This window comes from Solirubrobacter ginsenosidimutans, assembly GCF_027587205.1.
The window spans coordinates 1-24,099 of sequence record NZ_JAPDOD010000069.1; the positions used below are offsets into that span (position 1 = coordinate 1).

General features: G+C 71.7%; 22 protein-coding genes and 1 pseudogene. 9 read left to right on the plus strand and 14 right to left on the minus strand.

Translation table 11 applies throughout. The features are described 5' to 3' along the window. Together OM076_RS40065 and OM076_RS40070 are read left to right on the plus strand one after the other, a co-directional pair. Positions 1-439, plus strand: a 439-nt coding sequence (locus tag OM076_RS40065; protein ID WP_270045812.1) for a helix-turn-helix transcriptional regulator, incomplete at its 5' end; no start/stop codon positions are given. A gap of 16 nt (positions 440-455) precedes the next feature. Beyond that, positions 456-1,169 carry a response regulator transcription factor gene (locus OM076_RS40070; RefSeq protein ID WP_270045813.1) on the plus strand — a complete coding sequence of 238 codons (714 nt, stop codon included), beginning with the start codon at positions 456-458 and terminating at the stop codon, positions 1,167-1,169. Here the strand turns inward: OM076_RS40070 and OM076_RS40075 are convergent. The 6 genes from OM076_RS40075 to OM076_RS40100 all read right to left on the minus strand — a co-directional run bounded on the left by OM076_RS40075 (position 1,166) and on the right by OM076_RS40100 (position 6,969). Further along, on the minus strand, positions 1,166-2,338 hold the full coding sequence (locus tag OM076_RS40075; protein ID WP_270045814.1) for a patatin-like phospholipase family protein: 1,173 nt from the start codon (positions 2,336-2,338) through the stop codon (positions 1,166-1,168). The two genes, OM076_RS40070 and OM076_RS40075, sit on opposite strands and share 4 nt — an antisense overlap. Then, positions 2,335-2,712: a hypothetical protein gene (locus OM076_RS40080; RefSeq protein WP_270045815.1), complete on the minus strand. Its 378-nt coding sequence runs from the start codon at positions 2,710-2,712 to the stop codon at positions 2,335-2,337. The genes OM076_RS40075 and OM076_RS40080 overlap by 4 nt, the downstream gene beginning before the upstream one ends. Continuing rightward, a complete protein-coding gene (locus tag OM076_RS40085; protein WP_270045816.1) occupies positions 2,709-5,087 on the minus strand; it encodes an AAA family ATPase in 2,379 nt (792 codons plus the stop codon). The genes OM076_RS40080 and OM076_RS40085 overlap by 4 nt, the downstream gene beginning before the upstream one ends. A gap of 2 nt (positions 5,088-5,089) precedes the next feature. Next, a complete protein-coding gene (locus OM076_RS40090; protein ID WP_270045817.1) occupies positions 5,090-5,662 on the minus strand; it encodes an ImmA/IrrE family metallo-endopeptidase in 573 nt (190 codons plus the stop codon). A 132-nt stretch (positions 5,663-5,794) separates the two neighbouring features. After that, positions 5,795-6,418, minus strand: a complete 624-nt coding sequence (locus OM076_RS40095; RefSeq protein WP_270045818.1) for a hypothetical protein — start codon at positions 6,416-6,418, stop codon at positions 5,795-5,797. Further along, positions 6,415-6,969, minus strand: a complete 555-nt coding sequence (locus OM076_RS40100) for an RNA polymerase sigma factor (protein ID WP_270045819.1) — start codon at positions 6,967-6,969, stop codon at positions 6,415-6,417. Before OM076_RS40100 ends, OM076_RS40095 begins: the two co-directional genes overlap by 4 nt. Positions 6,970-6,994: 25 nt before the next feature. Here OM076_RS40100 and OM076_RS40105 point away from each other — a divergent pair, with 25 nt between their 5' ends. Further along, complete coding sequence (locus OM076_RS40105) at positions 6,995-7,861, plus strand: succinylglutamate desuccinylase/aspartoacylase family protein (RefSeq protein ID WP_270045820.1); 867 nt, start codon at positions 6,995-6,997, stop codon at positions 7,859-7,861. On the opposite strand, the gene OM076_RS40110 is transcribed toward OM076_RS40105, so the two are convergent. From OM076_RS40110 to OM076_RS40120, 3 genes are all read right to left on the minus strand, one after another. Next, positions 7,844-8,131, minus strand: a complete 288-nt coding sequence (locus OM076_RS40110) for a hypothetical protein (RefSeq protein WP_270045821.1) — start codon at positions 8,129-8,131, stop codon at positions 7,844-7,846. The two genes, OM076_RS40105 and OM076_RS40110, sit on opposite strands and share 18 nt — an antisense overlap. A gap of 75 nt (positions 8,132-8,206) precedes the next feature. Then, positions 8,207-8,482: a hypothetical protein gene (locus OM076_RS40115; protein ID WP_270045822.1), complete on the minus strand. Its 276-nt coding sequence runs from the start codon at positions 8,480-8,482 to the stop codon at positions 8,207-8,209. Continuing rightward, positions 8,479-10,569 (minus strand): putative bifunctional diguanylate cyclase/phosphodiesterase, encoded by a 2,091-nt coding sequence (locus tag OM076_RS40120; RefSeq protein WP_270045823.1) that lies wholly within the window; start codon positions 10,567-10,569, stop codon positions 8,479-8,481. Before OM076_RS40120 ends, OM076_RS40115 begins: the two co-directional genes overlap by 4 nt. 146 nt (positions 10,570-10,715) lie before the next feature. On the opposite strand from OM076_RS40120, the gene OM076_RS40125 reads away from it, so the two are divergent. Further along, positions 10,716-11,768: an acetamidase/formamidase family protein gene (locus OM076_RS40125; RefSeq protein WP_270045824.1), complete on the plus strand. Its 1,053-nt coding sequence runs from the start codon at positions 10,716-10,718 to the stop codon at positions 11,766-11,768. Here OM076_RS40125 and OM076_RS40130 read toward each other — a convergent pair. Together OM076_RS40130 and OM076_RS46580 are read right to left on the minus strand one after the other, a co-directional pair. Further along, entirely contained in the window at positions 11,765-12,199 is a 435-nt protein-coding gene (locus OM076_RS40130; protein ID WP_270045825.1) for a VOC family protein, read from the minus strand. The two genes, OM076_RS40125 and OM076_RS40130, sit on opposite strands and share 4 nt — an antisense overlap. A 247-nt stretch (positions 12,200-12,446) precedes the next feature. Continuing rightward, entirely contained in the window at positions 12,447-13,778 is a 1,332-nt protein-coding gene (locus tag OM076_RS46580; RefSeq protein ID WP_270045826.1) for an HD-GYP domain-containing protein, read from the minus strand. Between the two features lie 292 nt (positions 13,779-14,070). Here OM076_RS46580 and OM076_RS40140 point away from each other — a divergent pair, with 292 nt between their 5' ends. Beyond that, positions 14,071-16,233, plus strand: a complete 2,163-nt coding sequence (locus OM076_RS40140) for an MMPL family transporter (protein ID WP_270045827.1) — start codon at positions 14,071-14,073, stop codon at positions 16,231-16,233. A gap of 16 nt (positions 16,234-16,249) precedes the next feature. On the opposite strand, the pseudogene OM076_RS40145 reads toward OM076_RS40140, so the two are convergent. Next, positions 16,250-17,038: pseudogene (locus tag OM076_RS40145) on the minus strand (EamA family transporter); the annotation flags it as partial. Between the two features lie 48 nt (positions 17,039-17,086). Between OM076_RS40145 and pdxR the strand changes: the two are divergent. Then, on the plus strand, positions 17,087-18,535 hold the full coding sequence (gene pdxR / locus OM076_RS40150) for a MocR-like pyridoxine biosynthesis transcription factor PdxR (protein ID WP_270045828.1): 1,449 nt from the start codon (positions 17,087-17,089) through the stop codon (positions 18,533-18,535). Positions 18,536-18,538: 3 nt separating this feature from the next. Here pdxR and OM076_RS40155 read toward each other — a convergent pair whose 3' ends face one another. Beyond that, complete coding sequence (locus OM076_RS40155; RefSeq protein WP_270045829.1) at positions 18,539-20,383, minus strand: alpha/beta fold hydrolase; 1,845 nt, start codon at positions 20,381-20,383, stop codon at positions 18,539-18,541. A gap of 34 nt (positions 20,384-20,417) precedes the next feature. Continuing rightward, the gene (locus OM076_RS40160) at positions 20,418-21,581 is read right to left on the minus strand and encodes an SGNH/GDSL hydrolase family protein (protein WP_270045830.1); all 1,164 of its coding nucleotides are present in this window, start codon (positions 21,579-21,581) and stop codon (positions 20,418-20,420) included. Between the two features lie 73 nt (positions 21,582-21,654). Between OM076_RS40160 and OM076_RS40165 the strand changes: the two genes are divergently transcribed. Genes OM076_RS40165 through OM076_RS40175 form a run of 3 tightly spaced genes read left to right on the plus strand, consistent with a single transcriptional unit; the run spans position 21,655 to position 24,037 of the window. Beyond that, positions 21,655-22,863, plus strand: a complete 1,209-nt coding sequence (locus OM076_RS40165) for a serine hydrolase domain-containing protein (RefSeq protein WP_270045831.1) — start codon at positions 21,655-21,657, stop codon at positions 22,861-22,863. After that, complete coding sequence (locus tag OM076_RS40170; RefSeq protein WP_270045832.1) at positions 22,863-23,588, plus strand: glutathione S-transferase family protein; 726 nt, start codon at positions 22,863-22,865, stop codon at positions 23,586-23,588. The genes OM076_RS40165 and OM076_RS40170 overlap by 1 nt, the downstream gene beginning before the upstream one ends. Beyond that, entirely contained in the window at positions 23,573-24,037 is a 465-nt protein-coding gene (locus tag OM076_RS40175) for a cupin domain-containing protein (RefSeq protein ID WP_270045833.1), read from the plus strand. The genes OM076_RS40170 and OM076_RS40175 overlap by 16 nt, the downstream gene beginning before the upstream one ends. Positions 24,038-24,099 lie beyond the last annotated feature (62 nt).

The window sequence follows — 24,099 nt, forward strand, 5'->3', positions numbered from 1 at the left end:
GGCGCGGGGGGGCGAGGGTGGCGCGGGGGACGACGCCGGCGGGCAACCCTTCGAGCGCGCGAGGACCCTGCTCGTCCTCGGTGCGCGCGAGCGTCGCGGCCGGCAGTGGCGCGCCGCCCGCGAGGCGCTGCAGGAGGCGCTGGACGGCTTCGAGGCGCTAGGCGCGCCGTTGTGGGCGGCGAAGGCGCGGGCGGAGCTCGCGCGGGTCGGCGGGCGCGCACCCGCCGACGGCGCGCTGACGGCCACCGAGCGGCGGGTGGCCGAGCTGATCGCCGCCGGGCGCACCTACCAGGAGGCCGCCGACGCGCTGTTCATCAGCCCCAAGACCGTCCAGTGGAACCTTTCGAAGGTCTACAAGAAGCTCGGGATTCGCAATCGCGCCGAGCTGCCCGCCGCGATAAATCCAGCCATCTCGCCGGTTTCGCGCGCGAATTCCTAGCCGTACCTTCGGCGGCATGTACCCGCCCGTCACCCAGTTCGAGACCCGCGCCCTCCGCCTGCAGCCGGGAATCGAAGAGCCGCTCCGGGTCGTCATCGCCGAGGACTCCGTGCTGCTGCGCGCCTGCGCCGTCCGGCTGCTCGAGGAGTCCGGCTTCGAGGTCGTCGGCCAGGCCGGCGACGCCGAGGACCTGCTGCGCAAGGTCCGCGCCCACCGCCCTGACGTCGCCGTGATCGACGTCCGCATGCCGCCCGAGCACAGCGACGAAGGCGTCCAGGCCGCTCGCGTCATCCGCGCCGAGTTCCCCCACACCGGCGTGCTCGTCCTCTCCGCCCACCTCGAAGAGCGCTACGCGCGCGAGCTGCTCGAAGACGGTTCGGCGGGCGTCGGCTACCTGCTCAAGGACCGGATCGCCGAGGTCGAGCGCTTCACCGACGCCGTCGCGCGGGTCGCGCGCGGCGGGTCGGTGCTGGACCCGGAGGTCGTCGCCTCGATGATCCGCGGCCGCCGCGGCGCGCTCGAGTCGCTCAGCAAGCGCGAGCGCGAAGTGCTCGACGGCATGGCCGCGGGCCGCTCGAACCGGGGCATCGCCGACACGCTATTCATCTCCGATCGCGCCGTCGAGCGCCACGTCACCGCGATCTTCGGCAAGCTCGACCTCCCCGCCTCCGAGCACGCTCACCGGCGCGTGCTGGCGGTCCTGGCGCATGTGGCCGCAAAGACCGCCTAGCGCTTGCGGCGGCCGAGTGGGCCGGTGTCCCAGAGGCCCTCGTCGTGCGACTCGTCCAGCCACCCCTGAGCGTCCGCACGCCCACGCTCGATGAGGGCGTGAGCGAACTCGGGCGCGAAGAACAGGTAGCTCAGCAGCTCGCCGTGGAGCGGGTCCGCGCCCGCCGCCATCAGCCGGCCGAGGAACGCGAGCTGCGGCGAGCGATGCGCATGGAACACGCCGCCATAGAACCGGCGGAAGACCTGGCGCGCGATCCGGCCGATCGTGTCGCGCTCCGGCGGCGCGATGAAGATGTAGGGGACCTTGCGGTAGTCGGTCGTGCGGCGCTCGCCGACGAGCTCGTTGATCGTCGTCAGCGTCTGGATGTCCTCGACCAGGGGGTCGGTGAGCAGCGCGTCGATGATGTGCGACGCGCCGGCGAAGACGTCCGGGCGGTCGGGCCCGGCGATCCGGTCGCCTCCCGGCGCGATCGAGTTCAGGCCGACGACGATCACCCGCTCGGCACCGAGCGACAAAGCGGGCTTGATCGGCGCGTTGAGGCGCGTGCCGCCGTCGAAGTACCAGCCCGCGGCGGGACCGTCGGTGACCTCGACCGCCGGGAACGCGGCGGGAATCGCGCTCGACGCCCGCACGTGCTGCTCGTTGAGGATCGTGGGCACGTAGTCGATGCCGCGCTTGTGGTCGCGCACCGCTTCCGGCGTGCCGCCCTGATGGAAGACGACGCTGCGGCCGGTGAGGGCGCTCGTCGCGACGACGGCCGCGGAGATCAGCCGGCCTTCGTCGACCTGGCGCCCGATCGCTTCGAACGGGATCAGCCGTTCCAGCGTGTGCTTGAGCGGCGTCGCGTCCAGCAGCGACGGGACGTCGAGCGACAGCAGGCCCGTGAAGGTCAGCGCGGCGCGGGCGATCCGGTCCAGGTCGCGCAGCGAGGGCGTCGCGAGCACGTCGCCCCAGGTGATCTCCTCCCACAGGGCGCGCCCGGCCTTCAGGTCGAGATCGCCGTCGCTGGCGGCCAGATAGGCGCCGTTGACCGCGCCGACGCTGGCGCCGACGATGATGTTCGGCCGCTCCGCCTCCGGCAGGGCGGGCAGGATGACGGACAGCACGCCCGCCTCATAGGCGCCGCGTGCGCCGCCGCCGGCGAGCACCAGCGCGATCGATTGGCTCATGCCAGGGCTTCTCGCACCGAGTCCAGGAAAGCACGCGCCGTGAGCAGATGGCCGCGCAGCTCGTCCGCGGTCAGACCGACCTCGTACGCGCGGTGGTGGCAGGCCTGCGAGAGCGCGGTCCAGGCGAAGTCGGCCGCACGCGCCTCGGGCTTGTCGCCGAGGTAGGCCGGGAGGCACTGCCAGCGGTCGCGCCAGTTGGTCTCCTGCATGCCCGGCGACTTGTTGATCCAGAACCCGTTCAGCGTCGATTCCAGCGACTGCCGGATCAGGACCGCGGAGGCGTGCGGCCACGTCCCGGAGGTCTGCGGATCGAACTCGTCGAGCTGGCGCTCGGCCTCGTCGAGCACCGCCGCGACCGTCATCCGCGTGGTCATGCCGCCATCAGTGCGGTGATGAACTCGCGCGTGCTGTCGGGGAGGCGCTTGAGCGTCGGCGGGTCGAGCACCGTGCCGTGCGAGCCGCGATTGAGCTCGGAGACGAGGCTCGCCGCGGCCGGGCCGAAGCGCTTGCGCACCTCGCCCGCCACCTCGCCCTGGCGCCCGGCCTCGCCGAACAGGACGAGCGCGAGCGTCTCCCTGAGCGTGCGCGCCTCGTCGATCTGCTCGTCGGCCTGGTCGAGGCTCGTGCCCTGCTCGACCGCGCGGCGACGGACGATGTTCGCCGCGGCCGCCTCGACCGCGCTGCGGCAGAACATCGGCACCACCCGCGCCTGCACCTCCGGCGGGAGGCGGTCGGGTTTCGCGTACCCACGGGCGCCATCGAGATAGCGCTGCACCGGGCTGCGCGAGATCTGGACGTCGACCGTGGACTGCGCACGCCGGTCGACGTGCAGCATCGTGGCGTCGAGCCGGAGCCGGCGGATCGCCTCCGGCAGGCGGTCGTCGTGCGTGAACACGACGATCTGCCGCGTCCGCGCCGCGCGGTGCAGGACGCGGGCGAGGCCGTCGACCTTGGCCGGGTCCATCGCCTGCACCGGGTCGTCGATGACCGCGAAGCGAAACGGCGACTCGTCGAGCGCCGCGCGCGGGAGGAAGACGCTGACCGACAGGGCGAGCAGCTCGCCCTGCGACATCACCCCGAGCGCGTTGGCGCCCTCGCCGTCGGCGCGCACGTCGAAGTCGGCCCGCCCCGTGCGCCCCGACTTCTTGAGCGTGATGTCGTGCAGGTCGATCGCCGACCCCTGCCGCAGCTCGCGCCAGTTCTCGATCGCGCGCTCGGAGATCGGGGCGAAACGCTCGCGCCGCAGGTCCTCGGCCGCGCCCTTGACCCACTTCTCGGCCTCCTTGAGCGCTTTGAGGGTCGACGCGCGCTGCTCGACCTCCTGCGCCTGCGCGAGCCACGCGGCGACGTGGGTCGAGAGCTCCTGCCACGCCGCACCGCGCTTGCCGAGCTCGTCGCCGGCGCGGGAGCAGAGGGCGCGCAGGTGGGTGGCGGCGGCGATGACGTCGTCTGGCGTCTCGAGGGTGGCGAGCGGGTCGACGACCTCGGGGGTGGTGAAGAGATCGAGTGGGGCCTCATCGTCCGCCGGCGCGAGCGGAGGCATCAGGCCGACCTGCTCGGCCAGCGCCGGCGCGCTGCGGGCGTTGGCGTCGATCAGCGCGTCGACGGTGCGGCGGGCGGCGCTCAGGTCCGCGTTCGCGCGGGTCAGCGTGCGGGCCTGCTCGTCGAGCGCCGCGGCCTCCTCCGCGGCGCGGCTCGCCCACGCGTCGTCGAGCACGTCCGCGGTGCCGCAGACGGGGCAGTCCGGGTGGGCGGGATCGCGGACCGCGAGCGCGCGGCGCAGGAGCGCGGCGATGTCGGTCGCCCGCTTGGCGTCGGTCGCCGCCGCGTCCTCGACCGCGCGCCGCGCAACTCGGAGCGCCGTGAACGCGCCGCGGATCTCCTCGTCGGACGGGAGGTGCAGCCCGGCGAGCCGGCGCAGGATCGCGGTGTCGCCGCTGTAGTCCGGCGCGTCTTCGAGCAGCTGCTCGATCGCGTCGAGGTCGGGCTTGCGGGCGCCGAGCGCGGCGGCGACGAGCGCCGCGTGCTCGTCCTCGGGATCGAGCCGAGCGACCAGCGCGTCGCGCAGCCGCGCGACGTCCTTGCGCTGGTTGTCGTAGGCCAGGCGGGCGGAGGCCAGCGACGTGACGAGCTCGTCGACGTCGCCGAGACCGAGCACCGGCGTGAGCGCCTCGTAGAGCGAGGAGAGGGTGTCGAACATCGTCGCCAGCTCGGCGTAGGCCAGGAACGGGCGGAACGACGGCAGCGCGACGTCCCAGCCGTGCTGAGCGAGCGCCGCGGCGGCGCCCGCGCGGCCGGACGTGTCGTCGTACGCCGCGCCGTGCGGCCATTCCTGCGCGAGCACGACGGACTCGCCCGTGCCCTCGACGACCAACGACGCGGCGAGCTGGGTCGGGCCGTCGTGGTGCAGGGACTGCCACGTCTCGGTCCAGGCCTTCGGGCGCTTCTCCCAGCGCTTCAAACGGCCGGTCATCAGCAGCTCGAGGCCCTCGGCGAACGAGGACTTGCCGCTGCCGTTGCGGCCGACGACGACGGTCAATCCGGGGCTCGGCTCGAGCGTCAGCGTCGCGGGCGCGCCGATCCCGCGGAACCCCTCGACGGTCACCGACGACAGCCACACGGCGGGCGCGGTGGCGCCGGTCACGGGCTGGCCCGCCTCGCAGGCGACCTCGATCACCCGCTTGGCCTCGGCGTCGAGCTCCGACGCCTCCAGGCGCTCGAGCAACAGCGTGCGAAGGACGGGATCCATGGCTAGAAGAGGCTCGCGATCCGGCGTTCGGTGGCGGCGATCGAGCTGCCGAAGGCCGCGCACAGCGTCGCCACGTCGCCGTCGCAGCGGGCGTGCTCGCGCACGAACAGCCACTGCGGCATCAGCAGCGCCGCCGCGAAGGCGCTCGCCTCCTCCTCGATGTCGCGCGCGACCGCCGTGCCGCTCGTCGCGGCCGCGCTGTCCCGCGCCGGCAGCGTCACCGTCTCGTCGACCTTGCTGCGGCGGCAGAAGAGCGCCTGCTGGCCGGTCCGGTGCATGACCCAGTGGCCGAGCTCGTGGCCGATCGTGAACCGCCGTCGCGGCGGCCACTGCCGCGCCTCGGCCGCGTTGACCCAGATCTCCCCGCGCGCGGGGAGCAGCAGACCGGACAGCGACTGCCCGTCACGCAACACTGGCGCACCTGGCGCCGTGCCCAGATCCTCGACGTCGCGCACGAGCAGGCCGAAGCCGCTGTTGGCGATGTCTTCCACCGGCACGGGCAGCCGCTCGCCGTCCCAGACGTAGCTGGGAAGTCCGGCCAGCACGGCCTCGGCGCGTTCCTCGACGTCCTTCATCCGGTCGGCGACTGTAGAACGCCGCCCAGTCGGATGAGCGCCAACGCGCCAGGAACGCGAAAGTGGCTCAAGTTCTCCGGTGGTGCTGCCGATAACAGAAGTAGGCCGCCCCTCGAGGGCGGTTTTCTCGTTTCAGGCCCCGCCCGTGAACAGCTCGTCGACCTCGTCGCGCTCAGACTCGGCCGCCTCCGCCCGCGCTCGCATCGGTTCCCCTCCCGCCGCCCGGAACGCCGGGGCGGGTGCGGCGACACGCGCGAACGCGGCACCCGGAGCTGGCGGTGGCGGCGGAGCGAGCGTCCCCGCGGCGCGCAGCACCGCCGCGCTCTCACCCACGATCCGCCCGAGCGCCTCCAGCACCCGATCGCTGACCCCCGACGACGCCAGCGTGCCCTGCTCCATCGCGTGGTAGTAGGAGGCGACCTTCGCCTCACGCCCGCCCACGCCCAGATCGGCGGCCAAGCGCGCCACCAGCTCAGCGCGCTTCAACCGCGCGCGGTCGCGCAATCGCGGCAGCAGCGACGGCCAGGTCCCCGACGAACCGGCGAGCGACGCGACGACCCGCGCGGCGGGCGAGGCCTCGAACGCAGCCGCGTCGAACGCCCGCCGCGGCGCCCGCGCCAGATAGCCGTCGATCAAGGCCTCGAGCTCCGCGCGATCAGGCGCCGAAGCGCGCGCCAGGTACGCCGCCGGGTCGGCCAGGCCGCCCGCGCGATCGTCGGCGATGAACTCCTCCAGCAGACGGCTCACGTCGGTCATCTCACCGCCAGCTCCTCACGCAACGCCCGCCGGAACCGCGACGCGATCTGGTGCACGTTCGCCGCCTCCATCCCATCGATCTCCCCCGCCGGGCGACCCTCGAAGACCGCCTGCTCGACGACCCGCCGGTGCGCGTCGCTCAGCCTCCCCAACACCCGCGACACCGCATCCTCGACCACCACCGCGCCGTCGTCCGGCGCCGGCACCGAGAGGTCGTCCAACGGCACCGTCGCGGGTCGCGGCCGCCGGTGGAAGTCCGCGATCCGCCGCGCCGTGATGGTCCGCAGCCACACGTGGAACTCGCCTTGGGAGGACCCGTCGAACGCCGCCCCGAGCGCGCTCACCAGCACCTCCGACGTCACGTCCTCGACCGCTGCCGCCGGGACCTTCAATGCCACCCGCCGGGCGACGTTGTGCCAGTGCCCGTAGACGAGCACCGCGAGCGCGAGCCGCTCCGACTCATGCCGCGCCGCCCGCGCCGAGCGCACGTACGCGATCAGCGCAGCGTCGTCGAGCCGGACGAGCTCGGCCTCTGGCAGCGGGCGGAACACGCGAGGACCGTATTGAATGCGGCGCGTGCGCACGACGATCACGCTCAATGAAGTCGACGTTCCGGCCTTCGAACTGACAGGCGCCGACGACGGTCCGTCGCTGAGCCTGATCGGCGGCGTCCACGGCTGCGAGTACTCGTCGATCGCCGCCGTGATCAAGGTCATGCGCGAGCTCGACCCGCAGCAGCTGCGCGGGTCCATCACCGCGGTCCCGGTGGTGAGCATGGAATCGTTCACGGAGCGCTCGCCGTTCGTGGTCCCCGCCGACGGCAAGAACCTCAACCGCGCCTTCCCGGGAGACGCCAACGGCACCTACACCGATCGGCTCGCCCACGACATCCAGACGAAGCTGATCGTGCCGGCCGACGCCTTCATCGACCTCCACGGCGGCGATCTGGTCGAGGCGCTGGAGCCCTTCGCGCTCTACGCCAACCCGGCCAGCCGCGACCTCGCGCTCGCGATGGGCCTGCCGTACGTGATCGACTACAGCGCCTCCGACGCGCTGCAGGGCATGACGGTCGCCGGACACGGCGTGATCGCCGAGGCCGGGGGCACGGGGCAGCTCGAGCCGGCGGCGACGGATCTGCTCGCCAACGGCGTCCTGAACGCCCTCCGCCACCTCGGGATGCTCCCCGGGCAGCCGGACCGGCCGCGCTCGACGATCCTCACCCGCTTCGAATGGCTCTACAGCACGCCCGCGGGCTTCTGGGTCGCCGACCGGAAGACCGGCGAGCAGGTCCGCCAGGGCGACCTCCTCGGCGACGTGCGCGACCTCTACGGGGACACCCTGCAGCCGATCGAGGCTCCCGCCGACGGCGTGATCCTCTTCCTCACCACCAGCGCCGCGGTGAAGGCGAACGGCCTCCTGCTGGGCCTAGGCTGCGAGAGCTAGACCAGCGGGCACGTCGGCCCGCAGCCGCACACCCGCGACCAGCGCGCGGTTGAACGCGCGCGTACCGAGCGATGCGTGCAGCGAGACCAGCTGCGCCGACACCCACGGGCGCCCGAAGGCCGGCACCGTGAATGCCTCGGCGGTCGTGATCCACACGCGGCCCACCCGTCCGCGCGTCATCGGCACCAGAAAGCTCTGGACGAGCGGCTCGCCGTCGAACTCGGCGGCCAGCGAGACATCGGGGATCTCGCGGATCAGATCGAACGCCACGGTGTGAATCTCCACAACCGTGGGAGAGGGGTCAACCACCTCGAAAATACAACCCCCCGGACGGGCCAATGCGCGCTATTCCGAGTGTTTCCCGAGGAGATAGTCGATGTAGATCGGACGCCGGACTTCCAGAGCGGCTTCGTCGTGGCGAAGCACTTCGAGCATCTGGCGGCTCCAGTGCAGGGCGTCCTCCTCGCTGCGCTCGAGTGACCCTCCGGCCGCCTCGGCAGCAGTGCCTTCCTGGATCAGCCGCCAGAAGAACTTCACGTCGAGCCGGTGCTCCGCGCGCTTGACGGCGCGGTCGTGCAGCTCGCGGGTGGGCAGTGCGTCGAGCTCCTCGAAGGTGGTCACGAGCCGGAGGTTATCCGTGTCCCGGGTGCGCCGAAAAGGTAGCCCTGTGCGAGCGTGCATCCGAGCTCGCGCAGCAGCGCCGCCTGGGACTCGTGCTCGACCCCCTCGGCGATCGCGTCGATGCCCAGCGCCTTCGCGAGCGAGACGATCGCCGAGACGATCGCCGTGTCCCCCGGGCTGGTGCCGAGCTGCCCGACGAACGAGCGGTCGATCTTGACCGCGGCGACCGGCAGATCGCGCAGCGACGAGTAGCCGGTGCCGAAGTCGTCGAGCACGAGCACGACGCCCATCGCGCGCAGGTCGTCGAGGTTGCGGCGTGCGGTCTTGGGCGCGCCGAGCAGCACGGTCTCCTTGACCTCCAGGCGCAGCCGCGAGGACGGCAGGCCGCTCGAGCGCAGACAGTCGGCGACGAGCGCGGGGAGGTCGGGCTGCGCGAGCTGGCGGCGCGAGAGGTTCACATCGACCACCGGCCCGTCAGGCGACAACCCGAAGCCCGCGGCGGTCTCGTGACACGCCTGCATCAGCGTCCACGCCCCGATCTCCACGATCAGCGCCGACTCCTCGGCGACCGGGATGAAGTCGGCCGGCGCCGACATCACGCCGCCCGGCGAATCCCAGCGCAGCAGCGCCTCATGCCCGACGACCGCCGAGTCGGCGAGTCGCACGATCGGCTGGAACGCGAGCCGCAGCTGCCCGAGCGAGAGCGCCCGCTCCAGCGCCGCCGCCGTCCGCAGACGCTCGCGGGCATGCCGGCGCAGCCGCGTGTCGAACACCTCGACCCGCCCGCGACCCTCGGCCTTCGCGCGGTACGCGGCGGCATCGGCGTCGGCCAGCAGCGCGTCCGGGTCGCGGCGGCCGGCGGCGCCCAAGGCGATCCCGATCGAGGCCGAGAGCCGGTGCTCGATCCCCTCGACGTCCATCGGCTCGTGGATCGCCTCGGTCAGGCGATGCCCGAGCGCGATCGCGGTGGACTCGTCGATGTCCTCGCAGACGACGACGAACTCGTCCCCGCCGAGCCGCGCGACCGTGTCCGCGGGCCGCACCGTCGCCACCAGCCGCCGGCTGAGCGCGATCAGCAGCGAGTCACCGGCGGCATGCCCGTAGAGGTCGTTGACGCCCTTGAAGTCGTCGAGGTCGATGAACAGCACGCAGGCCGAGCCGTCGTCGCGCCCGGTCCGCGCCAGCGCGTGGATCAGCCGCTCGCGGCACAGCGCCCGGTTCGCCAGCCCCGTGAGCGGGTCGTGCAGCGCCTCGTGGCGCATCTGCTCATCGCTGCGCAGCCGCCCCATCGCCGTCGCGAGCACGTTGGCGACGCCGCGCAGGAAGTTCTCCTGATCCTCGTTGAGCGGGTGCTCGGGGACCACGCCGACCTCGCCGAAGACCTCGTCGCCGGTGCGGATCTCAAAGCGCAGCGCCGCACCGCCCGCCGCCGGCCCCCACGCGGCGAGCGTGACCGTGTCGCGGACGACGAACGCGCCGGTCAGCGGCATCGTCTCGCGCAGCTTCTCGACCGCCTCGGCGGCCAGGTCGCCGACGTCGGCCCCGGCCAGCGCCCGCTCGCCCAGCGCCGCGACGGCGGCCACCTGCTTGGACTGTCGCTGGACCCGCGAGAGCGCCTCGCGGTGCGCGGTCATGTCGCGCCCGATCGCCAGCAGCAGCGGGCCCGCCTCGGTCTCGACGATCCCCCAGCTCATCTCGCCGACGAACTCGGTTCCGTCGCTGCGCAGGCCGTCGGCGCGGGTCGAGAAGCGCAGCGGGTGATCCGTCGCGAAGTACAGCTCCATGTTGCGCGTGTAGCGGTCGCGTAGCCGCTCCGGCCAGAGCACCTGCACCGGCTGGCCGAGCAATTCATCCTGCGAGTAGCCGAAGAGCGCTTCGGCGTGGGCGTTGACGAAGACGATCCGATGGTCGCGCCCGGAGGCGACCGTGGCGTCGGGGAGGCCCTCGAGCACCGCGCGCAACGCGGCCTCGCGACGACGCAGCCGGTCCTGCAGGCGTGCGGGGTCGACGGTCTCAGCCGCGCCCACGCCAACCGGCGCGAGGAGGAGCGCTTCCAGGTCCTCCGGATCGTCTTTGTGCACATCCATGCCCGACTCGGTCGGCAAGCCTACGCAGATCCGGCTTCCCCCAGCAATAGGGTTCGCGCCCTATCGCGCCTTGGACCGGGCGTCCAAGCGTGTTCCGCCCTGCGGTAGGGAGGAAACCGGTTTCATCAGTGCGAGCCTGCTCAGTTGTGACCCACGATTGGATGCAACCGGCGGGCGAGGAAGCCCTTTCACTGATCGAGCGCGGGATCGAGCGGCGCGACTTCGAGCGGGCAAGCGCCCTGGTGGGCGCGGGAGCGGTGGCACCGGGCTGGTTGACGTCCCCGCAGATCATCGCCGCGGCCGCCGGGCCGGGGCGCGACGCACCGGTTTTGCAGTCCGGCACCGGGAAGGTCGAGGGCCGCTATCTGCGCTCGACCGGCGAGACGGTCCACTGGGGTTCGCTGCCCGGCGAGGACAGCATTCCTGCAGCGACGGTCGCGTCGGGCGCAATGGTCACCATCGACACCATTTCCCATGAGGGCATCCTCGAGGACCAGGGCCGGGACCCGGTCGCGTACTTCGGCCGCTATGGCATCGGACGCGAGCGCGTGCTCAAGGACGCCGTCGCGCTGGCGGCCTCCGGGCGCGAGCACGGCGGCGGGCCGTCGGTCGTCACGGGGCCGATCGCGGTCCGCGGCGCGAATCCCGGCGACATCCTGCGGGTGGACGTGCTGGGCCTCGTCCCGCGGGCACCCTACGGCGTCGTCTCCAACCGCCACGCGGGCGGCAACGCGCACGCCGTCTCGCTGTTCACGCCCGTCCGCAAGGCCGACGACGGCTACCGCGGCTACCTGCCGGCCGCGCGGCAGCTGCGCGCCGAGTTCCCGCTCGACCCGTACATGGGGATCATCGGCGTCGCGGGCGACGCGCTGACCTACAGCGACGGCCTCGGCGTCGGCTCGAGCCTGTACCTCCCGGTGCGGGTGCCCGGAGCGAAGTTCTTCACCGGCGACCCCCACTACGTGCGCGAGGGCGCGTTCGCCCTGGAGGCGCCGCTGCGGGCGACGTTCCGCCTGACGGTCCTCGACCGCGGCGAGGCGTCGGAGCGCAGCGTGGCGGACTACTGGGTCGCGCGTGCGCCGCTGGACGAGAAGCTGCGGCGTTCGCTGCGCGACTCGCTGGCCTACCTCGGCGACGAGCTCGGGATGCCGCGCGCGCTCGCCTTCGCGCACCTCGCGGCCGCCGGCCGGCTGCTTTAGAGAAGGCCCTTCTCGCGCAGCTGGTCGAGCGCGCTCGGGCGCTTGGTCAGATCCAGGCCCATGCCGTCGAGGACGGTCGGGGCCTTGGTGAACTGGATGTCGCGGTAGTCGACGATCTCGACCCGGTTGCCCCACGGGTCGCGGAAATCCAGGCGCGGGCCCGGCTCGATCTCGACCTCGGCCTCGATCAGCGCGGAACGGACCGCGTCCTTGTCGTCGACCACGAGCCCGAAGTGCCGGCTGTCGTCGGGACCTTGCTCGCGGTCCTCGGACAGGGCCAGGAACTGGTCTCCCATGTCGATGAACGCCATCCCTGGCGCGACCCCGCGCAGTCGGAGGTCGAAGAACTGGCCGTAGAACGCCAGCGCATCCTCGATGCTGTCGACCTCTAACGCGACGTGGTTGATTCCGATCAGCCGAGGGAGAGTCATCTCGGCAGCTTGTCACGGGAAGACCTGAGCGCGATTCGCATCAGGTCTTCGGTTCGCCAGACGCTCGCTATGCGCCTGGTCGTGGGAGGGGAACCACTGCCCGAAGGACTAGAACTTGAAGCCCATGATCGCTCCTTGATCAAGTAGAGAGTGACGCGTCCGATTTGCGTCATTTGCAGGAAGTTTTGTTGCCTTGCCCTCTCTTCATCGGTCCCCTGTAGCGCGAGCATTAGGGGTTAGCAAACGATTACCTCGAACGGGGGAGGGAGTGCGCGTGCACCCGGGGCCCGAATCCGAGCTCCGCCTCGAAGTCGGCGTCGTCGCCGTGGCCGAAGGAGAGGTCGCCCGCGGTCAGCAGCCCGATGAAGACCTCGACGACGTGCGGATCGAGCTGTCCGCCGGCGGACCGGCGCAGCTCGGCGATCGCTTCGTCGGTGCTGATCGGCTTGCGGTAGGAGTCGCGCGCGGTGATCACGTCGTAGGTGTCGGCGACGGCGATCAACCGCGCGCCAGGCGGGATCGCCTCGCCCGCCAGGGCGCTCGGATAGCCGCGGCCGTCCCAGCGCTCGTGGTGGGCGGCGACGATCTCGGCGACCGGCGCATACCCGTCGATCCGCCGCACGATCCGCGCGCCGTCCGCGGGGTGGCGCTTGACCTGCAGCCACTGTTCGTCGGTCAGCCGCGAGTCGGCCAGCAGGATCGAGTCGGGGAAGGCGAACTTGCCGATGTCGTGCAACAGCCCGGCGGTGTGCACGAGGTCCTGGTCCTCCCGGCTCCAGCCGAGCGCCTTCGCCATTGCGCGGGCGTAGCGGGCGACCGCGGCGGAGTGGCGGGCGGTCATCCGGTCGCGCAGCGCGAGCGTCTCGAGCATCGAGATCAGCACCCCGAGCTGGAGTCCGGCGAGCCGCTCCGCGCGGTCGCGTGAGAGCAGCAGCTCGCGCAGCAGGTACTGGAACGTGAGCAGCACGAACAGCATCAGCGCGATCGCCTCCACGCCGGTGCGGGCGTAGAACGTCGCGACGAGCGCGCACAGCACCGCGCTGAGGATCTCCGACGGCAGGACCGGGAGGAAGATCCGCCGGAACCCGTCGGCGAGCGGGGTGCGCGTCTCGAACGCGTGGTGCCCGCCGATCATCAGGAAGTTCAGGAGGTTCGTGAACAGGAACGTCGCGAACACCAGCAGCGGGAACGCGGCGGACTCGGGCTGCAGGTCGGCGGCGGCGATGATCAGGCCGCCGACGAGCGGGAAGGTCGCGAACGCGGCGAGGTTCGCGATCAACCGCGGGAGCGGGTTGTGGGCGCGCGCCTGATCGAAGAGCACGGCGGCGATGCCGATCGCGGTCGCGGGCGCCGGCCCGAGCAACGCCGCAGCCAGCACCAGCGCGAGGAACGAGCCCGAGATCCGCTGCCCGCCGTGACTCACCGCGAACCAGTCGGTGGCGAGCGCGAGGCCGAGCAGGAGCACGGTCAGTGCCGGTGGGTCCCAGTCCGCGGCCGTCGACGTGAGCGCGGCGACCACGATGGCGACGACCAGCACGACGGCCTCACCGATGGCCAGCGCTGTTGCTCGTGTGAACACGTTGTGTCTAAGTGTGGAGGCGCTGGCGCTCGAGTGCTTTCCCAAGGTTCGCCGATCGGCGCCAAGAATCCCGCAAGTTCGCGCCCGTGGTCCGCGTCGGGACACAGATTGCGGTTGGCGTACCGCGTGGGAAGCAGGTGCGGTCACCCGTACCGGAAATCGGGGGGGCCGCCTACGCGAGACGCGTGCAGACCCCCGCGCGCCGGTGCGCCTTCAGGCACAAACTGGCGATCAAGCTTTTTCCTCCCCAGGAGCCCCTCCTCACATGCACGAAAAGAACATCGCTGCCCGCATGGGTCGCTGGAGCGCGCAGCACCGCAAGAAGGCGATCGGCGGCTGGCTGGCGTTCGTGATCATCTCGTTCGTCATCGGCGGGATGGTCGGCGTCAAGGCGCCCAAGGACGACCAGACCTACGTCGGCGACTCCGGCAAGGCGCACCAGCTCGTCGACGCGCACTCCCCGAAGGAGAACACCGAGCAGGTCATCGTCAAGGGCTCGAGCGCTACATCGCCGGAGGTCCACCGCGCGGTCGACCAGACCCTCGCCGCCGTGCGGGGCACCAAGGACGTCTACGACGTCCAGTCCCCGTACGCCAAGGGCAACGCGAACCAGCTCTCCAAGGACGGCAAGTCCGTGCTGGTCACCTTCAAGCTGCGCGGCGACGAGACCGCGGCCGAGAAGTCGGTCGAGCCGGTGATCGCCGCCGTCGAGGGCGTCCAGAAGGCCAACCCGGGCGTGTTCGTCGGCCAGTTCGGCGACGCGAGCGCGAACAAGGCGCTCTCGCAGGCCTTCGCCGACGACTTCAAGAAGGCCGAGACGCTCTCGCTGCCGATCACGCTGATCATCCTCGTGCTGGCGTTCGGCGCCCTGGTCGCCGCGGGCGTGCCGCTGCTGCTCGGCCTGTCGGCCGTGATGGCGGCGCTGGGCCTGGTCGCGCTGCCGTCGCAGCTGGTGCCGCTGGACGACAACACCGCGTCGATCATCCTGCTCGTCGGCCTCGCCGTGGGTGTGGACTACACGCTCTTCTACCTGCGCCGTGAGCGTGAGGAGCGGGCGAAGGGCGTCGGGCACCGCGAAGCGATCCACATCGCCGCGGCCACGTCAGGGCGCGCGGTGCTGATCTCCGGCGTGACGGTGATCGTGGCCATGGCCGGCATGTTCCTGGCCGGCGACCAGACCTTCACGGCCCTCGGCGTCGGCGCGATCACGGTCGTGCTGGTGGCGATGATCGGCTCGGTCACCGTGGTCCCGGCGATCCTCTCCGTGCTCGGCGACCGGGTCGAGAAGGGCCGCGTGCCGTTCATCGGCCGCCGTCGCAACGCGGGTGGCGAGAGCCGCATGTGGAACGCGATCCTCGACCGCGTCCTGAAGCGCCCGCTGATCTCGGCGATCGCCTCCGTCGCGGTGCTGCTCGCCCTCGCCTCACCCGCGCTAAGCATGCACGCGGTGCTCTCCGGCACCGACGACCTGCCGCGCAACCTCGCGGTGATGAAGACCTACGACAAGATCGATGCCGCGTTCCCGGGTGGGCAGATCCCGGCGGTCGTCACCATCGCGGGGCGTGACGTGACGACGCCGGCGGTCGTGGCGGCGACGAAGGACCTCGAGACGCGCGCGGTGGCCTCCGGTCGCTTCAACGGCCCGGTCGACGTGACCGTCTCGGCCGACAAGAAGGTCGCCCAGATCGCGATCCCGATCAAGGGCAGCGGCAACGACGACATCTCCAACGCCGGCCTCGCCGACCTGCGCGACTCGCTGGTGGGGCAGACGGTCGGGCGTGCCGACGGTGTCTCGCAGGCGTACGTCGCAGGGATGACGGCTGAGACCAAGGACTACGTCGACTTCCTCAAGGGCCGCGCCCCGCTGGTCGTCGGCTTCGTGCTGATCCTCGCGTTCCTGCTGCTGCTGGTGACCTTCCGCTCGCTGGTGATCCCGATCAAGGCGATCGTGCTCAACCTGCTCTCGGTGGGTGCCGCGTACGGCGTGCTGACGTGGGTCTTCCAGGACGGCCACTTCGAGAACGCGCTCTCGTTCTCGTCGAACGGCGGCGTGACCGCCTGGCTGCCGATCTTCCTCTTCGTGATCCTCTTCGGCCTCTCGATGGACTACCACGTGTTCATCCTGAGCCGGGTCAAGGAAGCGGTCGACCGCGGCATGAAGACCGAGGACGCGGTCGCGCACTCGATCAAGGCGACGGCCTCGACGGTGACCTCCGCCGCGGTCGTGATGGTCGCCGTGTTCGCGATCTTCGCGACGCTCTCGTTCATCGACTTCAAGGAGATGGGCGTCGGCCTGGCGGTCGCGATCCTCATCGATGCGACGATCGTGCGGGCAGTGCTGCTGCCGGCGACGATGAAGCTGCTGGGCAAGTGGAACTGGTACCTGCCGTCGAAGCTGCACTGGCTGCCTGAGTTCCGCCACGAAGGCGCCGTGCCCGAGCCCGCGCAGGCCTAGCCCCGAAGACGACACCTGCCGCCACCAGCGCCGTCCCCGCGAGATCCGCGGTGGACGGCGCTGCGCCGTTGAGGGCGGCGTCGACGCCGACGGCCGCGATCGGCATCAGGCCGACCAGCAGCCCCGCTCGCGCCGCTCCCAGCTGTTGCACGGCGCCGAACCAGAGGACGAAGGCGAGCGCGGTGGTGATCACCGCGAGGTAGGCGATGGCGGCGGCCTGCTCGTGGGTGGGGGTGGGGACGTCGCCCTTCGTGAGGACGGCGAGCTCGAGCGTCGCGAGGATCGCCGCCCAGGCGGCGACGCGGATCGGGCCGAGGCGGGGAAGCAGCGGCGCGGCGAGCAGCGTGAAGCCGACCTCGCAGCCGAGGCCGGCGAGCGCGATCAGCGTGCCGAGCGCGCTGATGCGGGCGTCGGCGCCGTTGACGATCGCGGCGCCGGCGACGACGACCGCGGCGGCGGTGACCAGGCGGCGATCGCGCGTCCTCCCGGTCAGCGCGAGGATCACCGGCGAGGCGCCGATGATCACGCCCGTGTTGGTCGCGCCGATGTGGTCGACCGCGCCGAGCACGGCGAGGTTGAACGCCGCCATCCCGATCGCCGCGACCAGCGCCAGCAGGCCGAGCTCTTTGGCCGTGGGCCTGCCAAGGCGGCCCTTGGCCAGCGTGGTGAGGATGACCGCGCCTGCCGCGTAGCGGATCATCTGGCCCGTCGCGAGCGGGTAGTCCACGAGCGCCTCGCTGACCGGGAACGACGCGCCCACGATGCTCGCCGCTGCCCCGCCGCCCACCCACGCCCTCGTGCTCATGGCCGTGCAAGCTAGGTGACTCCTGGCCCGGGTGTAAGGTCCAGAACGATGCCTGAAAACCAGGCCAGCAGCACACCCGCGGTGCTGGTCGCCGTCGTCCGCGGCGGCGGCCCGCTGCAACGCCAGGTCGAGGACCAGCTCCGCGCCGCGATCCGCGACGGCCGCCTCGTCGAAGGCGAGCCGCTCCCCGCCTCCCGCACCCTCGCCGCCGACCTCGGCGTCTCCCGCGGCGTCGTCTCGGACGCCTACATGCAACTCGCGGCCGAAGGCTGGCTCCTCGTCACCCCGCGGGCGGCCCCTCGCGTCGCCCCCACCACCAGGGGGTCAGACCCCTTAACAAAGCGATTTCGCTCTGAGCAGGCCTTTTCATACGAACACGTTGTTGAGGGGTCAGACCCCTTAATAACGCGGGTGGTGTACGACCTGCGGCCCGGTCGGCCGGATCTGTCGCGGTTTCCGCGGGCGGAGTGGGTGCGGTCGTTGAGTGCGGCGGTGCGGGCGGCGGGGGTGGCGGAGCTCGACTACCCGCCGATCGCCGGGGCGACGCGGTTGCGGGAGGTGCTCGCGGCGTATCGCGGGCGGGTGCGGGGGACGCTTGCGGGTGCGGAGGACGTGATCCTGTGCGCGGGGGCGGGGCAGGCGTTCGTGACGATCGCGGAGGCGCTCGGGCCGGTGAAGCTGGCGGTCGAGGACCCCGGGCATGAGGGGATTCGCGGGTTGTTCGCCAAGCGCGGGCTGCGGCCGGTGCCGGTGCGGGTGGACGAGGCGGGCGTGGTGGTCGACGAACTGCCCGACGATGCGCGCGCGGCGCTCCTCACCCCCGCGCATCAGTTCCCGACCGGTGCCGTGCTGTCCGCCGAACGCCGCGCGGCGCTGCTGCGGTGGGCGCAGGAGCGCGACGCGCTGATCATCGAGGACGACTACGACGCCGAGTACCGCTACGACCGGGCGCCGATCGGCGCCCTGCAGGGGCTGCGGCCGGACCTCGTCGCCCACGTCGGCTCGGTCTCCAAGACGCTCGCGCCGGCGCTGCGGCTCGGGTGGCTGATCGCGCCGCCAGCGTGGCGCGACCGGTTCCTCGAGGCGCGTGCGAGCCTGGACCACGGGCTGCCGGCGTTGGAGCAGTTCGCGCTCGCGGACTTCATCACCCGCGGCGCGTACGACCGCCACCTGCGCCGCTCCGGCCGCACCTACCGTCACCGCCGCGACGCGCTGATCGCGGCGCTCACGGAGGCGCTCCCGGGCGCGACGTTCAGCGGCGCCGCCGCGGGTCTGCACATCGCCGTCCACGTCCCGGGCGCCGACGAGCCCGCCCTGGTCGAGGCCTGCCGCGAGGCGGGCGTCGTGCTCGACGGCATCACGCCGCACCGCGTCGCTCCGGGCCCGAGCGGACTGCTGATCAGCTTCGCCGCGGTCCCGGACGCGGGCGCCGGCCACGTCGCGGAGCTGATCGCCGCCGCGAGTGGTCGCTTCTCCCCGCCAGAGGGGGACGAGTGACCACTAGGGCGCGGGCAGTGCGAGCACGGAGGTCCCGATCGTCGCGGTCGCCGTCGGCGTCGCCTGCGTCCACGTGACGTGCACCTGCACTCCCGCGACGGTGAGCGTCGCGTCGACCCCGCCGGTCGCCGCGGTGAACGTTCCCGTCCCCGAGACCTCGGCGTCGCTCACGAACCGGACGCGTTGCAGCGCGAGCTTCGAACCGCTCGCGACGAAGCGCCCGCCCCGCAGCCCGGCCCCGTAGCGCGCGCCCTCGGTGTAGATGAACCGCATCGTCGCGTCGGCAAAGGCCTGCGCCGCCACCGTCGCCGCCCGGCGCGCGGGTTCGCCCGGGTCCGGCCCGCTGACCAGCGTCGCCGGCGCGGCGGCGGCGAGCGTCAGTGGGTAGTCGGGCGTGTGCAGCGCGGGGATCGTCGCGGCGCAGTCCGATTGCAACGCCCCGCGCAGGAACGACCGGATCACCTGCCGCGCGCAGCGCATGCCTTCGACGAGGTAGGTGTCGCCCTCCGACGTGACGTGGACGGTGTTCTTCAAGACCACGATCTGGACGTTGTCGCCGAGGGTCGGCCCGAACGTCGCCGCATCGCCCACCGGCGTCAGCGAGTCGAGGTCGCCACCGAGGATCAGGATCGGCACGGAGAGCTTCACCGTCGGCACGGGAGGCGGGCGGACAGACGGCGGCCAGTCGGTACAGATGTCATACGGCTGCGAGAACCCGCTCATCGTCCGCCACTCCGCGCCCGTGAACGGCGCGAACGCGTCCGGCGGCTTCGCCAGATCGGGCACGACCGGATAGTCCAGGCAGGACACCGCGAGGTAGGCGCCGCGCGAGAAGTACCCCGCGCTCGTCGGCGAGTGGTTCCAGGTCGTCGACTGCCCGGCGAGCCGCAGCAGCGGCACGTCGTCACCCGCCAGCGCGGCGCGTACGGAGGCGTCGAGCTCGCGCAGCGTGACCGGGTCCGAGCCCGCGTCCTGGACCATGTCGGCGAGCACGCGCGGATCGACGCGCACGCCCTGCAACAGGCTGGTGTCGGCGTCGCGCGCCGTGCCGGCGATCGGCGTCGCTCGCACCCGGTCCAGCAGCACGCCCAAGCGCAGCACCGAGCCCGGCGAGACCGTCTCCAGCGCGGTCCGCGCGGCCGCGCCGGAGGACGTGTACCAGGGGTCCAGATCGCGCCGCGGGTACGCCGAGTCCAGGATCACCGAGTGCAGCGTCAGTGGGTGACGCGCCATGTAGTCCTGCACGAAGAACGTGCCGTAGGAGTCGCCGTAGAGGTCGACCTGCTCGAGCCCCAGCGCGTGCAGCACCGCGGCCAGGTCGTCCGCCGCGTAGGCCGTCGCGAAGAACGAGTGCGCGCCGCGCCCGTAGCGTCCGTCGATCTCCTCAGCGCACTGCCCGACCCGCCGCGCGAACGCCGGTCCCGACGTCCGTCCCGTGAACCCCTGCACGCTTGAGCAGTCGATCCGCGCCGAGCGCCCGGTGCCGCGATTGTCGACCAGCAGCAGGTCGCGCGTGCGCAGCAGCGGCACGCCGTAGATCCCGCGGTACTCGATCCGGCTGCCGATCGACGGGTAGCCCGGCCCGCCTTCGACGGCGACCAGCGGCGGCCCTGACTTGTCGCCGACGGCGTCGAACCACTTGAAGCCGACCTTGATGCGCCGGCCGGTCGGGCGGGCCGGGTCCAGCGGGCGCGAGATCGACCCGCACCAGCCCTTGTCGCCGCAGTAGCGCAGGACCAGCGAACCGACACGCAGCTGCCCCGCCGGCGGCGCGTCGGCCCACGCCGGCCCCGCGAACGACGAGAGCAGCCCTACGAGGAACCCGACGACGGCGAGCCGGCGCAGCATGCGCGGAGCCTACGCCGACCCGCCGCCGGGCGGGTCAGCTGGTGGCGAGCGTCATGTTCGGTTCGCGGTTGGTGTTCAAGCCGGTGCCGCGCGAGCACGTGCCGCCGCGCCCCGCGACGACCGCCTGGCGGAAGCAGTTGCGCAGCGCGAGCTGCCCCCAGTAGTTCGGGTGCGCGTCCTCCTGCAGCTGGTACGGCGGGAAGATCGTGGTCACGGTGCGGATCTGCTGGACCCACTCGCTGTTGTCGACCGCGCCCGGCGACGTCCACGACGCGATCCCGCGCTCCTCCAGCAGCCCGACCGAGTTCTCGCACAGCTTGCGCCCGGCGAGCGCCTCGTCCATGTTGAGCACCTGCACGTCGGGCATGCCCTTGACGGCGTTGCGCACGGTGTTGTTGAGCGTGTTGACGACGGTGTTGCGCGCCCAGTCGGCGTCCTTGTTCCACACCCCGCACCCACCCACCGTCTGGCGCGTGAAGCCGGTCTGGCCGTAGCGGAAGTTCGTCGAGACCGGCAGCGGCGCCGAGTAGGTCTGCGCGAGGAACTTGTACGACCCGACGGCGTATCCGGCGTTGCTCATCGCCTGCCGGACGCGGTCGAACGCCGCCGTGACGTTGTTGGTGATCCTCGTGATGTTCGACGCCGTGAACATCGCGGTGATGTTCGAGTCGTCCTGGCAGTAGTTCTTCCACCACGACGGCGACGTCAGCCAGTCCGTCACGCACGTCTGGACGATGTCGGCGAACCCGTAGTCGTTGGCGCCGATCAGCACCACCACGGCCTTGATGTCCTTCCGCGCCGTCGCCAGGTCCTGCAGGGCGAGGGCCTGGCCCTTGTTCGCCCCGCTCGAGTAGAAGTCGAGGCCGGGCTTGAACGCCCCGTCGCTGCCGGTGTGGGTGGACGTGCGCGCGCCCGAACACGCCAGGTTGTACGAGTCGACGCCGCCGCCGATGTGCACCTCGGCCGACTTGGAGCGATGGCAGCCGGGGATCGCCTCACGCGTGCCCGCGTCGTAGTACGCGGTCGGCCCGAGCGCGTCCGTGCGCGACGTCGCGCCGTTGGTGTTGCCCGCCCAGCGGCCCGCCTCGCCCGATATCGCCGAGTCCCCGAGCGACACCACCGAGTCCGCGCGAGCCGCCGCGGGCAACGCCGCCAGGGCGATAAGGGTCAGTACGAACATCCAACGACGGCGCGACATCCGGCTCTCCTCCGGTCGAGTGCCGCGGAATCGAATCACGTCCCGTTTGGACAAAGCTTGGGAACATGCGGGCGTGCTCCACGTTGAGATCGATCCCGCCGAGGCGGGCTTCGCTGCAGACCGCCTGGCCCGCATCGACCGCCACTACCAGCGCTACGTCGACGAAGGGAAGCTCTCCGGCTTCCTCGCGGTGATCGCCCGCGACGGCCGGCTCGTGCACGTCGCCAAGGGCGGGCTGCGCGACGTCGAAGCCGGCACGCCGGTCGAGGACGACACCGTCTTCCGCATCTACTCGATGACGAAGCCGATCACCTCGGTCGCCGCGATGATGCTGTGGGAGGAGGGCGCGTTCGAGCTCAAGGACCCGGTCGAGCGCTTCATCCCCGCCTTCGCCGACGCGCGCGTGTGGGCGGGCGGCTCGCAGCAGAAGCCGATGACCGTGCCGGCGCGCGAGCCGGTGCGGATGTGGCACCTGCTCACCCACACGAGCGGGCTGACGTACGGCTTCCACTACGCCGAGCCGCTGGACGGCATCTACCGCGACCACGGCTACGAGTTCGGCGCGCCGCAGGGCGTGGATCTCGCCAAGGCGACCGATGTCTTCGCGAGCCTGCCGCTGCTGTTCGAGCCTGGGACCGAGTTCAACTACTCGGTCTCCACCGACGTCCTCGGCCGCGTCGTCGAGGTCCTCTCCGGCCAGCCGCTCGACGTGTTCTTCAAGCAGCGCATCTTCGACCCGCTGGGCATGCCGGACACCGCGTTCGGGGACGCCGATCCCAAACGTCTCGCCGCGCTCTATCGCCCCGGGCTGGTGCGCGAGGACCGGATGGGCCAGCTCGGCCTGCGCACGCCCGACTTCCTCTCCGGCGGCGGCGGATTGGTCAGCACCGCGGCCGACTACCACCGCTTCACGAGCATGCTCCTGGGCGGCGGGGAGCTGGACGGCACGCGCCTGCTCGGGCCGCGTACGCTGCGTCTGATGGGCCGCAATCACCTCCCGGGCGGCGCCGAGCTGAAGGCCGTCGCGCGGCCCACGATCTCCGAGACCCAGAACGACGGGATGGGCTTCGGGCTCGGGTTCTCGGTCGTGCTCGACCAGGCCAGGACCAAGACCGCCGGCACGGCGGGTGAGCTCGCCTGGGGCGGACTCGCGAGCACCGCGTTCTGGGTGGACCCGGCGGAGCGCGTCACCGCGCAGTTCTTCACGCAGCTGATCCCCTCGAGCACGTACCCGCTGCGCTCGCAGCTGCGCCAGCTCACCTACCAGGCGCTCGTGGACTGATGCACGCGAAACTCGTCGGCGTCCCCGGCTCGCATCCCTGTGTCAGCGCCGAGCTGATGCTGCGCTACAAGGGCGTCGAGTTCTCCCGCCTGGACCTGCCGAACATGTCGCACAAGGCGATCCTGCCGCTGCTGCGCTATCGCTCCTCGACGGTGCCGGTGATGACCCTGGAGGGCAAGCGGATCAGCGGGACGATGAAGATCGCCCGCGCGCTGGAGCACTTCGTGCCGCGGCCGACGCTGTTCCCGGAGAGCGACCGGGCGACGATCGAGGGCGCCGAAGCGTGGGCGGACTCGGTGCTGCAGGACGGGGTGCGGCAGATCGCGCGCTACAGCGTGGGTCACGACCGGGAGGCGATGGCGAGCTTCCTCACCGCGCCGGTGATGAAGATCCCCGCGAGCACGATGCGCGCGATCCTGCCGGCGATCCGCCCGGTCGTGCTGCTGCAGATGCGCACCTCCGAGGAGACCGCGCGAACGTGCCTGGCGGCGCTCCCGGCGCAACTGGACCGCGTCGACGCGCTGCTGGCCGAAGGCGTGATCGGCGGCGAGCAGCCGAACGCGGCGGACTTCCAGGTCGCGCCCGCCGTCCGGCTGATGCTGTGCTTCGATCAGCTCGCTCCGTACATCGAGGATCGCCCAGCGGGTCGCCATGCCCGGGCGTACGTGCCGGAGTATCCGGGCCGGTTCCGGGAAGCCTTCCCCGCAGCGTGGCTTCCGTTCTGATGAGCAACGTCTTCGAACCCGAATGGGACGCCGAGCGCGACGCGGAGCCGTTTCGCTGGAAGCGCGCGCGGCTCGGCCGGCAGACCGGCGCGCGCGACCTCGGCGCGTCGCTGTTCGAGGTCCCGCCCGGCGCGGCGACCTTCCCGCTGCACGCCCACTTCGCCAACGAGGAGCTGCTCGTCGTGCTGACGGGTCGCCCAACGCTGACGACTCGCGAGGGCAAGCGCGAACTGCGCGAGGGTGAGGTCGTCAGCTTTCCCGCCGGCCTCGAAGGCGCGCACCGGCTCGACAACGAGACCGATGCGCCGGTGCGCATCCTGATCGTGTCGACGATGCGCGCGCCCGAGATCAACGCGATGCTCGAGGACGGCAAGTTCTGGCTGCGCGACTACGCCCCGGGCACCGATCCTCCCGACGGCGCCTTCGACGTCTGGACCACGCCGGACTGACGATCTCGACCGTCAGTCGAATGAGGATTCGACTGACAGTCCAATGTGCAGATCATGTGAGC

Bases quoted from the DNA above. Each gene is read 5' to 3' on its own strand.
- OM076_RS40170 (WP_270045832.1), top strand. From the start codon at position 22,863: ATGCACGCGAAACTCGTCGGCGTCCCCGGCTCGCATCCCTGTGTCAGC.
- OM076_RS40075 (WP_270045814.1), bottom strand. From the start codon at position 2,338: ATGAGCCAATCGATCGCGCTGGTGCTCGCCGGCGGCGGCGCACGCGGC.
- OM076_RS40130 (WP_270045825.1), bottom strand. From the start codon at position 12,199: ATGACTCTCCCTCGGCTGATCGGAATCAACCACGTCGCGTTAGAGGTC.
- OM076_RS40120 (WP_270045823.1), bottom strand. From the start codon at position 10,569: ATGGATGTGCACAAAGACGATCCGGAGGACCTGGAAGCGCTCCTCCTC.
- OM076_RS40155 (WP_270045829.1), bottom strand. From the start codon at position 20,383: ATGCTGCGCCGGCTCGCCGTCGTCGGGTTCCTCGTAGGGCTGCTCTCG.
- pdxR (WP_270045828.1), top strand. From the start codon at position 17,087: ATGCCTGAAAACCAGGCCAGCAGCACACCCGCGGTGCTGGTCGCCGTC.
- OM076_RS40160 (WP_270045830.1), bottom strand. From the start codon at position 21,581: ATGTCGCGCCGTCGTTGGATGTTCGTACTGACCCTTATCGCCCTGGCG.
- OM076_RS40080 (WP_270045815.1), bottom strand. From the start codon at position 2,712: ATGACCACGCGGATGACGGTCGCGGCGGTGCTCGACGAGGCCGAGCGC.
- OM076_RS40085 (WP_270045816.1), bottom strand. From the start codon at position 5,087: ATGGATCCCGTCCTTCGCACGCTGTTGCTCGAGCGCCTGGAGGCGTCG.
- OM076_RS40095 (WP_270045818.1), bottom strand. From the start codon at position 6,418: ATGACCGACGTGAGCCGTCTGCTGGAGGAGTTCATCGCCGACGATCGC.
- OM076_RS40070 (WP_270045813.1), top strand. From the start codon at position 456: ATGTACCCGCCCGTCACCCAGTTCGAGACCCGCGCCCTCCGCCTGCAG.
- OM076_RS40090 (WP_270045817.1), bottom strand. From the start codon at position 5,662: ATGAAGGACGTCGAGGAACGCGCCGAGGCCGTGCTGGCCGGACTTCCC.
- OM076_RS40140 (WP_270045827.1), top strand. From the start codon at position 14,071: ATGGGTCGCTGGAGCGCGCAGCACCGCAAGAAGGCGATCGGCGGCTGG.